We start from the raw sequence: 10,619 nt of genomic DNA, 5'->3' as shown, positions 1-10,619 counted from the left end.
GGTGCTGTCAGTCGACGCAGCCGGTCGGCGCCGGAACCGTCTCGTCGAGCGTGGAGAGCACGAGCTCCGTGGTGAGCCGGTCGGCGAGCATCCCCAGGTGCGTGGTCTTCGCGGAGGAGCACACGTCCTGCAGCACGACGTCGGTGACGTTCGGATCCTCGCCCAGGCCGCTCGTGTACGGCTCCACCACGTCGTCGCGGGCGGTGAGGATGTTCGTGTACTCCACCGACTCGACGAAGCGGCCGGTCGCGGCGAGATCCTCGAGGAACTGCGAGCCGGGAAGCATGTCGGCGCAGGCGGGGCAGGTCGCGTATTCGAAGTCGCGCATCACACCGTCGCTGGTGACGATGGTCGTTCCGTCCCACAGGGGAGCGAGCGACACGAGTCGATCAACCTTGCCGGCGCCGCCGTCACCGATCCACTTCGCCGCGACCAGCGTGCCCTGCGAATGGCCGACGATGTCGACCTTCTCGGCGCCGGTCTGCGCGAGCACCTCGTCGACGAATGCGGAGAGCTGATGTGTGCTCGGCTCGAGCGGCGCCATCCCACCCAGAGCGCTGACGGGCCACGGACCGGGGAACGCGCCGAAGGTCGGAGCGAAGACGCAGTAGCCGGCGTTGGCGAGCAGAGGCGAGAACGTCTGCCACGCGACCTGCCGGTTACCGCTGGTGTTGTGGACCAGCACAACAGGATTGGGCTTGTCGGGGGTCGGGCGGCAGTTCGGGTCGTTCGATCCGGGAGCCGAACCACCCGGATTCTCGAGCTCCAGAACCACCGTGTCGGGAAGTTCGTACGGCACGGGCAGCGTGGCAGGCGAGGCGGCCGCCGTGCCGGAGCCGAGAAGACCCGCGGCGAGAACGGTCAGCAGGAGCGATCGGCCAAACACGGGTCATCCTTCGAACAGTGACGACTATCGGTAAGTGCACTGCGGCCCTATAAGGTGTTCCGGGGGCTGCGCAGGGGAACGGAATCGGAGTATATCTATGCGGCGGATATCCGCGTTGGCTGTCGTGACGACCGTCGTGGCGTCGACCTGGGGCCTCGGAGCGTCGACGGCGTCCGCAGAACCCGATGAGGCCCGGCTCGTGAGCACTACGGTCTTCGACGACCAGCAACTCGACATCGAGGTCTACTCGCCGTCCATGGACGAGAACATCGAGCTGCGGATACTGCGCCCCACCGACACCGTCACTCCCAGCCCCACGCTGTACGTGCTGAGCGGCGTCGACGGCGGGTCGTACAACAACAGCTGGATGGACCAGTCCGACATCGTCGACTTCTTCTCCGACAAGCACGTCAACGTCGTCATCCCGAAGGGCGGCGAGTCGAGCTACTACACCGACTGGAAGCACGACGACCCGAATCTCGGCCGCTACAAGTGGGCCACCTTCCTCACCGAGGAACTGCCGCCCGTCGTCGACAGCACCTACGCGACCACCGGCACCAACGGCCTGATCGGCTTCTCGATGTCGGGCACGTCGTCGCTCAATCTCGCGATTGCCGCACCGGATCTGTACGACGCGGTGGGCAGCTTCAGCGGCTGCGCACGCACAAGCGACCCCCTCGGCCAGGCCTTCGTCACCACGACCGTCGTCAACTTCTTCGGCAACCCGCTCAACATGTGGGGTCCGTTCGACGACCCCACCTGGGTCGCCAACGACCCCTACGTCAACGCCGAGAAGCTTCGCGGCACCACTCTGTACCTGTCGTCGCGCACCGGCCTGCCCGGCCGCTACGACAATCTCGAATCCGAGTGGATCAAGGACGAGGAAGACCTCGCCGACGTGGTCATCAAAGGCGGACTCATCGAAGCCGCCGCGGCCGACTGCACCCGACGCATGGCGACGCGCCTCGACGAACTGGGCATCCCCGCCACCATCGACATCCACGACGACGGCACCCACAACTGGGGCTACTGGCAGGACGACCTGCACAACTCGTGGCCCGTCCTCGGTCCCGCGATCGGCGTCTCCTGACGGTTCATCCACAGGCGGTCGGTTCATCCACAGATCCGGCCGATTCGTCCTCGTAGGCACCTGCGGGCCCGGGGCGACGGGCGATGCTAGGCGCCATGGGGGAGTTGATTCTGCGGCGCGAGGCAAATGCGCGCGGCGTCACCGATGCGGAGATCCGACGTCTGGTGCGGAACGGAACGTGGACTCGGCTCGCGTCGGGAGTCTTCGTCCAGTCCGACCAATATGCGGGGACCGACGATCACGCTCGACATGCTCTTCGGGCACGGGCGTTCATCGCCAATGCAGGACCGACCTCGGCGCTGAGCCACGTATCGGCCGCGGTGCTGCACGGGCTCGACGTCTGGCAGATCCCACTCGACGATGTGCACCTCACCCGCAACGCGCCGAGTGGAGCGCGGAGGACGCCCGGCCGCGCCATGCACGCGGCGCTCTTCCGTGAGGCGGACGTCGTGGATCGGAGGGGAGCGCGGGTGCTGTCGGTCGCACGGACGATCACGGATGTGGCCGCAACGGTGCCGGTGGAGCAGGCCGTCGTACTTGCCGACAGTGCGCTGCGAGCGGGGCTGGTTGCCTCCGACGAGCTGACCCGTGCCGTGGAACGGATGGGGAGTCATCCCCGCATCGCGCATGCGCGTCGTGCCGTGCAGCTGTCGAGCGGGTGCAGCGACAGCGCCGGCGAGTCGCGGAGCAGGGTTCTGTTCGTCCGTGAGCAGATCCCGATGCCGCTCACGCAGGTGGACGTCTTCTGCGCCGACGGCAGGTGGCTCGCTCGCGTCGACTTCCTGTGGCCGGAGCACGGTGTGATCGGCGAGTTCGACGGTCGGATCAAGTACCGCCGCGACGGGGTCGCGACCACCGCCGCCGAGGACGTGGTCTACCGCGAGAAGCTGCGGGAGGACGCACTGCGTCACGCGGGGTGGACGGTGGTGCGGTGGACGTGGCAGGACCTCGGGACCCGCGGCGCCGTCGCAACGAAGGTGCGGGAGGCGTTCGCACGGGCGGCGCGGGGGAGTGGGCCGACGGGGAGGTACGCAACAAAGAAGTAAGGCTCGCAACGCCAGCAGTCACTGCCAGCGTTGCGAGCCTCAACCTCGCGTTGCGTACCTACTTGCGGCCAGGTGCCTTCGCGCCGGGCTTGAAGCCGAGCGCGCCCGGCTTCGCCTTCGGTGCCTCGACCTCCGGCTTCGCCGGGGTCGCGGGCGCCTCGGGCTCAGCCGGAGCCTCGGCGACCGGCTCGGGTTCCGGCGTCGGCTCCGCCTTCGCCGGAGCGGCAGGCGCAGCCTTCTTCGCGCCCGGACCCTTCAGACCGCTCTTGAGCTGCAGTCCGCCCGGCTTCGCCTTCGGGATCACCGACTCCTTCGGCTGCTCCGCAGCAGGCGCCTCGGCCGTAGACGACTCCGCCGCGGGAGCCTCGGCAACAGGTGCCTCCTCGGCAGGTGCAGCCGGAGCTGCGGACGCCGCCGGAGCCGCCTTCTTGGCGCCCGGTCCCTTCAGGCCGCTCTTGAGCTGCAGTCCGCCCGGCTTCGCCTTCGGCACCGCGGGTGCTTCGGCAGCGGGAGCGTCCGACGACTCGGCAGGAGCGGCGGGAGCAGCAGGTGCGGCCGGCTTCGCAGCGCCCGGGGCCTTCGCGCCCGGTGCCTTGAGACCGCCCTTCATCTGCAGCCCGCCCGGCTTCGCCTTCGGCGCTGCCGGTGCCTCGGTCTCAGGAGCAGAAGAAGCCTCGGACGACGCGGCCGGTGCGGCCGGCGCCGCAGCCTTCTTCGCGCCCGGGCCCTTCAGACCGCCCTTCATCTGCAGGCCGCCCGGCTTAGCCTTCGGCGCTGCCGGTGCCTCGGCAGCTTCGGCAGCAGGAGCCTTCGCGCCCCCGGGAGCCTTCGGTCCGCCCGGAGCCTTCAGACCGCCCTTCATCTGCAGGCCGCCGGCCTTCGGGACACCGGTGGTCTTCGGAGCAGCCGGCGCTGCCGCTGCCGCCTCGACCTCCTCGACGCGCTCCTTCTCGACCTCTTCCGCGGTCTCCTCGACCTCGACCGGAGTCTTCGGCTGCTGGACCACCTTGAGGTTGTCGCTGAGCTTCGCAGCCTCGACGCGAGAGATCGACTCGAGCATGAGCTGCGCAACGTCGATGACCTCGACGCCCTCGCCCTTGCCCTCTTCCTGACGCGCCGTCACACCGTCGGTGAGCATGACGCGGCAGAACGGGCAGCCCGTCGCGATCTTGGCGGGATTCGTGGTGAGCGCTTCGTCGACACGGTCGATGTTGATGCGCTTACCGATCTTCTCCTCCATCCACATGCGGGCACCACCGGCACCACAGCACATGGACCGCTCGCCGTGACGCGGCATCTCGACGAGCTTCGCACCCGACGCCGCCATCAGCTCACGCGGAGCGTTGTAGACCTTGTTGTGCCGTCCGAGGAAGCACGGGTCGTGGTAGGTCACGTCCTGGCCGACGGCCTTGACCTGGACCAGCTTCTTCGCCCGCACCAGACGGTTGAGCAGCTGCGTGTGGTGGACGACCTCGTAGCTGCCACCCACCTGCGGGTACTCGTTGTTCAGTGCGTTGAAGCAGTGCGCACACGTCACGACGATCTTGCGCTTGCTCTGCTCGACGCCCTCGAACACACCGTTGAGGACCTCGATGTTCTGCTGCGCCAACTGCTGGAACAGGAACTCGTTGCCCGCGCGGCGAGCGGAGTCGCCGGTGCAAGTCTCCTCGGCGCCGAGGACCATGAACTTCACGCCGGCGGTCGCGAGGAGCTCGGCGACGGCCTTCGTGGTCTTCTTGGCGCGGTCCTCGTAGGCACCGGCACAGCCGACCCAGAAGAGGTACTCGTAGCCGTCGAAGCTGTCGGCATCCTGGCCGAAGACCGGGATGTCGAACTCCATCTCGTTGATCCAGTTGAGACGGTCCTTGGCGTTCTGCCCCCAGGGGTTGCCCTTGTTCTCGAGGTTCTTGAACAGACCCGCGAGCTCGGACGGGAAGTCCGACTCGATGAGCACCTGGTAGCGACGCATGTCGATGATGTGGTCGACGTGCTCGATGTCCACCGGGCACTGCTCGACGCACGCACCACAGTTGGTGCACGACCACAGGGTCTCGGTGTCGATGACGGGAGCGAGCTCGCCTGCTTCCAGCAGTCCCTCGGTCTCGCCGACGAGCTTGCGACCCGACTCCTCGCGAGCCGACGCCGGGATCTTCGCCAGCTTGGCCTCGTCCGGGTTGCCCTCGGCGTCGACCAAGCCGACCTCGTCGCCACCGAGATCGGTGCGACCACCGGCGAGCAGGTAGGGAGCCTTGGCGTAACCGTGGTCGCGCAGCGACGTGATGAGCAGCTTCGGCGACAGCGGCTTACCGGTATTCCAGGCGGGGCACTGTGACTGGCAGCGACCGCACTCGGTGCAGGTCGTGAAATCCAGCCAGCCCTTCCACGTGAAGTCCTCGATGCGACCGGCACCGAAGGTGTCCTTGTCCGGATCGGCATCTTCCATGTCGACGGGCTTGCCGCCGGACATCATCTGGCGTGCGGCGCCGAGGGCGGGACCGCCGTCGTCCTCACGCTTGAAGTAGATGTTGAAGAAGGCCGAGAAGCGGTGCCACGCGACACCCCAGGTGATGTTGCGGCCGACGATGTACAGCCACACCATGCCCGACATGAGCTTGACGAATGCGAACACCGACACGAGTTCGGGGCTCGCCGGGAGGATCTTGGCGACCTGCATGGTGAAGAAGTCGGTCGCAAGGTGGCCACCGCCGAAGGTGGCGATCTTGCCGGCCTTCACCAGGATCATGCCCAGGCCCTCGAGCAGCACGACCGTTTCGACGAAGTAGGCGGCCTTGAAGTTCGAACCGCTGAAGCGCGACATCCGGCCGGGCTGACGCGGATGGTTGCGCTGGCGGATGTAGATCAGCACGAGGATGCCGATCACCGTGCCGAGGCCGAGGATCTCGTCGATGAAGTGATAGACGGCAGTGTCGCCGATGAGGGGCCAGTGGAACTCGGGATTGAACGTCTGGCCGTAGGCCTCGAACCAGACGATCGCGCCGAGCATGAAGCCGACCATCACCAGCCAGTGCGCCCAGCCGACGGTCCGGAACTTGACCATCTTCGTGTGCGCGAGGAATTCGACGACCATCTGCTTGAAGCGCGGGAAGAACGGCCGCCAGCGGTCCGGGGCCGGCTGGCCGACCCGGATCGTGTTGACCATCTTCAATGCGCCGCTGATGAACGCGAACCAACACACGAGGCTCAGCAGCACGCCGATCGTGCCCAACGTAATCGTCAGGGCATTCATACGTGGCCTTTCGTGTCGGGGGCGGCGTCGTGCCGCCTGGTATGAGTCACCGCATCGTAACGCAAGCTAAGTTACCCACCGGTAACTTGGTCTGAACTGGAGTTACCCGCCAGTAGCAAAATCTGCGTCGAATCGGAGACCGTGTGCCCGGACACGCTAGAGGTCAAACGCGATACCGCCGTCGCGCAGGATGTCCTAACTCGCCCGAAACGAGGCGTATGTCACACGGAGGTCACGACACGCTCTACCGGCCACGATGCGGTGTCCATTCGGACAAAGGGGTATAACGCTCCGGATGTGATGTCGGTTATGATTTGCCCGGTACGTGGGGTTCGCACGTGGGATGTACACGTCGGGGGACGTAGAACTCCAGGTCGATACAGCAGAATGGGGGCGTCTTAACAGGCGTGCGCCATGTCACAGAACGGAAAAAGATGAAGCTGAAGAAGCTTGCCGCTGTGGCGACGATGACGATCGCCGCCATGGGCATCACCGCCGGAACTTCGTACGCCGCTCCGGCCGCAGCCGACGAAGACGCGATCAACTACGAGGTCCGGCCCGAGGGTGAGTCCGTCGTGACCGTCATCGACGCAGGTTCCTTCCAGGTCTCCGGAGACGGAAAGAGCGTCGAACTGCAGGACGACGAGGGTGACACCGTCCTCAGCCTGCCGCTCGCGATCCAGCTCGGCGATCTGCAGCTGCCCTTCGAGCGTGAGGTGAGCGAGGACGGCAAGACCCTGACGCTGACCCCGGTCACCGACTTGTCCAAGACTGTCCCGGTTGCTCCCGAGGACAAGGTCGGACCGTCGCTCACCCCGGTGGCGCTGAAGCTCACCGATGTCGCATCGCCCGAAGAGAACCTGAAGTCGCAGCAGAACTTCGTGTCGCAGTTGGGCATGGCCACCGCTATCGGCACTGTCGCGGGCGCGATCATCGGTTGCATCGTCGGAGCGATTCCCGGAACGATCGTGCCGGGCGCAGGGACCATCCTCGGCTGTGGTGCCGGTGCGGGCGTCGGTGGCACCATCGGCGCGTTCACGGCTGGCGGCCCGACGGCTGTCATCGCGGGTATCGCGGTGGTCCAGGATCTGCTGGCGGCTCCGGGAACCACGCAGTGGGCCGAAGGTAAGTAAGCAGTAGTACGAAACGGCCCCGTCACCCTGCAGGGTGACGGGGCCGTTTCGTATGCAGATCAACCGGCCAGGAAAAGCCTGATCAGATTCCACAGCACCTGCTGATCCGTGAACAGCACCGCAATGCTGCCCACGATCGATGATCCCAGCACTTCACTCTCCCTCTGTCCCTGCGGTCCACTCGTCCGGTCCGACCGATCGGGCGAGCCTATCCGACTCGATCTTGGTGCCCGAACGACGCTCCGAGAAGAGCGCAATCTGCGGAGATGAGACGAAACGAGGCCCGGCCTCCGCGGTGCGGAAGCCGGGCCTCGTCGTCGTATGGGTTCGTCCTACCAGGTGCGGACCTTCAGGCCCGGGTTCTCGGCCAGGACCGTCTTGATCGGCGTGGCGAACAGTTCAGGGCTCTCACCGAGCAGGCCGCTGACGAACCCGGCGATCTCGCACATGCCGTACTGGCCGACGTTCGAGGCGCTGGAGATGCCGAGGGCGAGAGTGCCGGTGACGAGGGTGCCACCGCTGTCGCCCTGCAGGGCGCACAGGTTGGTGGAGATGCCGTTCTCGAGCACGCGGTGGCCGATCTCGACGTTCTGGCCGGTGGCGGTCACGACACCGCAGCTGTAGCCGGTGCGCAGGCCCGACTTGCAGACCGGAGCACCGACGACGGGATCCGCGACGCCCGTGATGGTCAGCGGAGCGGCGAACGGAACGCGCACGCCGTTGTTCTCGAAGCGGGCTGCGGCCTCGGCGGAGGGACGGATCAGCGCGTAGTCGCTGCGGTCGAGCACCGTCTTCTCGAACGAGCCGAGGTGCTGACCCAGGTTCTCGCCGACGAGTTGGTGGACCTGGGACGCCCATCGCGTACCGGCCTGGGCGCGGTTGGGGTCGCAGTGACCGGCGGTGATGTTCACAGGACGTCCGCTGCCGTCCTCGGCGTTGAAGCCGAGCGAGCAACGGAGCCCTTCGCCGGCACCGAGCGCGGCATAGGCGTCGCCGCCGAAGAGCGCGTCGGGCGCGCCGAGACCACCGGCGATGGGCTGCAGGTCGGTTGCGCCCTCCGGGGTCAGTTCGGCGGGAGCGAACAGCACGCGCACGCCGTCGAGGAAGTCGGGGAGCTCGACGCCGGACACGTTGTCGGTGCGCACGACGACATCGTTGTTGACCACGTCGATGGCGATGCCGCGGATGACGTCGGCGACGGCGGGCGGCTGGGTCTCGAGCCAGTCGCCCAGCGCGCCGAGCTGATCTTCGAGGGCGTCCTCGCTGCGCTCGGTCTCGGCGACGGTGAATCCGGCATCCTCGGCGGCCTTGCGGGCCTCCTCGAAGCCGTCACCTTCGGTGAGGCCGACGGTGGCGGTGCCCTGGTCGTCCAGCCACACACCGGCGAAGACGGCTTCGAACTGCTCCCGTGCCTTCTCGGCGAACGCGGCGAGATCCTGGCTGCGCTGCGCATCGGCGAGGAAGCGCTCGGCATCGATGTTCAGGTCGCGCTGCAACGCCTCGACGAGCTCGGCCGGCAGAGACGATGTCTGCGCCGGTTCGGTCTCGGGTTCGGCCTGCGCGATGGCAACGGCAGGGCCGAGGAGCAGCAGTGCGGTCGAACCGATGACGGCCGTCCGACGTGCGAAGGTGCGTCGCATGGATACCTTTCTCGTTCCTTCGCGCATGCACGCGCGAAGGCGCCGTTCCCCCGCGGATCGGCGTCCGTCCGATCCTAAGGGGTGATCGCGGAAGTACGTAGCTACTTCTCGGTTACGTATGAGACTCGTGTGACTGTTGTGACGAACGGCCCGGGTGTTCCGGGCATTATGACGGGTTCGCCGCAGTACGAACTCGGGCGCCGGTGGCGTTCTCGATCTCTTGGATCGGGATGCCGAGGCTGGAGGTGCCACCGTTGGGCGCGAGTACCAGATTCGCCTCGACGCAGTTCGGTGCGCCGGCGCTGTTCGATCCGCTGATCACACCGAGGGCGAGGGTGCCGGTGACGATGGCACCCCCGCTGTCACCCGCGAGGGTGCAGGCGGAGGTCGCGAAGCCGCGGATGGTGCTCGAGAAGCCCGAGTCGTAGGTCAGCTGGGTCTCGATGCGATCGGCGACGACGAGCCCGCACGTGAACGACGACGACTGTCCCGACTTGCAGACGGGCGCGCCGACGACCGGAACGGCCGTGCCGGTGACCGTGAGGGTCGAGCCGTTGCCGCCGCGAACCGACGGGCGGTCCAGGCCCGCCTCGACGCCGGCCTTGTCGAGCGAGACGATGCCGTAGTCGAGGGTGCTGTCGGTACCGACCGTGGACTCGGTGAACTTGCCGATCCGGACGCTCTCGTCGATGTTCGCGCGGTTGGGCAGGTAGACCGTCGAACCACCGTCGGAACGAGCGACCGCGTCGCAGTGACCGGCGGTGAGGTTGACGGCGTCGCCGTCGGCGTCGACACCGTTGAAGCCGAACGAGCAGATGCCGATGCGCTCGATGGGCGTGGCGCGGACGTCACCGTCGGCGGTGATGTAGGTGTCGCCACCCATCGGGGCCGGATCGTTCGGCGGCATGCCCGGCGACAACTGGACCTGCACGTTCGCCACCAGCGACGGCAGGTTCAGCGCGCGCCCGATCGGCGAGTTCACGATGTCGAGGACGATCTGGTTGTTGAGCACATCGATCGACGCGGAGTTGATCTGCGACGACACCTCGCGCGGGAGCCCCGCCACCCAGCGGTTCAGTTCGGCGAGGGCCTGCTCGAGTCCGTCGGCCGAGACCGGCGCGACCGTCGCCCGGTAGCCGTCCTGGGCTGCCTCCTCTGCGGCCACGGGGTTCGTGACGGCGATGACGGGCTTGCCGTCCTCGCCGAGCCAGGCGCCTGCGAACTCGGAGGGACGCTCGGAACGGAAGTCGCGGGCGTAGTCACCGAGTTCCTGCGCCCGCGCGGCGCGATCGAGGTATTCCTCGGGCGTCAGACCCAGGTCGCGCTGGATCGCTTCGACGAGCTCGGCGGGAAGTTCAGCGGAAGGCAACTGTTCGGCGGGCGCGGCGTTCGCTGTGGCGCTCAGAGGCACGGCCAGCACAACCGCGGAGGCCGCTGCGACTGCGACGCGGCGGGTGGTGGAACGGACTGCGGCGCGCGACGCCGACGAGAGACGCATGGAGGCCTTTCATGTGTGCTCGATGTGCTCTTGAACAGGTGCTTCGTGGAATCGGCGAGCCGACCCGCGGGACAGCCTA

7 protein-coding genes are annotated in these 10,619 nt (G+C 67.1%); 3 read left to right on the top strand and 4 right to left on the bottom strand.

Annotated features, from left to right (window positions below):
* Positions 1–7 precede the first annotated feature (7 nt).
* On the bottom strand, positions 8–886 hold the full coding sequence (locus KXC42_RS19630) for a triacylglycerol lipase (protein WP_219129429.1): 879 nt from the start codon (positions 884–886) through the stop codon (positions 8–10).
* 115 nt (positions 887–1,001) lie between these two features.
* Between KXC42_RS19630 and KXC42_RS19625 the strand changes: the two genes are divergently transcribed.
* Together KXC42_RS19625 and KXC42_RS19620 are read left to right on the top strand one after the other, a co-directional pair.
* Entirely contained in the window at positions 1,002–1,976 is a 975-nt protein-coding gene (locus KXC42_RS19625) for an alpha/beta hydrolase (RefSeq protein WP_373922164.1), read from the top strand.
* Between the two features lie 95 nt (positions 1,977–2,071).
* On the top strand, positions 2,072–3,022 hold the full coding sequence (locus KXC42_RS19620) for a hypothetical protein (protein WP_219129427.1): 951 nt from the start codon (positions 2,072–2,074) through the stop codon (positions 3,020–3,022).
* A 58-nt stretch (positions 3,023–3,080) separates the two neighbouring features.
* On the opposite strand, the gene KXC42_RS19615 is transcribed toward KXC42_RS19620, so the two are convergent.
* Positions 3,081–6,269, bottom strand: coding sequence for a heterodisulfide reductase-related iron-sulfur binding cluster (locus KXC42_RS19615; RefSeq protein ID WP_219129426.1), 3,189 nt, complete (start codon positions 6,267–6,269; stop codon positions 3,081–3,083).
* A gap of 434 nt (positions 6,270–6,703) precedes the next feature.
* On the opposite strand from KXC42_RS19615, the gene KXC42_RS19610 reads away from it, so the two are divergent.
* The gene (locus KXC42_RS19610; protein WP_193902579.1) at positions 6,704–7,402 is read left to right on the top strand and encodes an ammonium transporter; all 699 of its coding nucleotides are present in this window, start codon (positions 6,704–6,706) and stop codon (positions 7,400–7,402) included.
* Positions 7,403–7,734: 332 nt separating this feature from the next.
* Here the strand turns inward: KXC42_RS19610 and KXC42_RS19605 are convergent, their stop codons facing one another.
* A complete protein-coding gene (locus tag KXC42_RS19605) occupies positions 7,735–9,042 on the bottom strand; it encodes a S1 family peptidase (RefSeq protein ID WP_219129425.1) in 1,308 nt (435 codons plus the stop codon).
* A gap of 166 nt (positions 9,043–9,208) precedes the next feature.
* Positions 9,209–10,540, bottom strand: a complete 1,332-nt coding sequence (locus KXC42_RS19600; protein ID WP_219129424.1) for a S1 family peptidase — start codon at positions 10,538–10,540, stop codon at positions 9,209–9,211.
* Between the last annotated feature and the right edge of the window lie 79 nt (positions 10,541–10,619).

It is taken from the genome of Rhodococcus sp. LW-XY12, from assembly GCF_019317345.1.
Lineage (GTDB): Bacteria > Actinomycetota > Actinomycetes > Mycobacteriales > Mycobacteriaceae > Rhodococcus > Rhodococcus pyridinivorans.
Note: the sequence above shows the minus strand (reverse complement) of the source record. Positions and strands in the feature narration are given on the sequence as shown.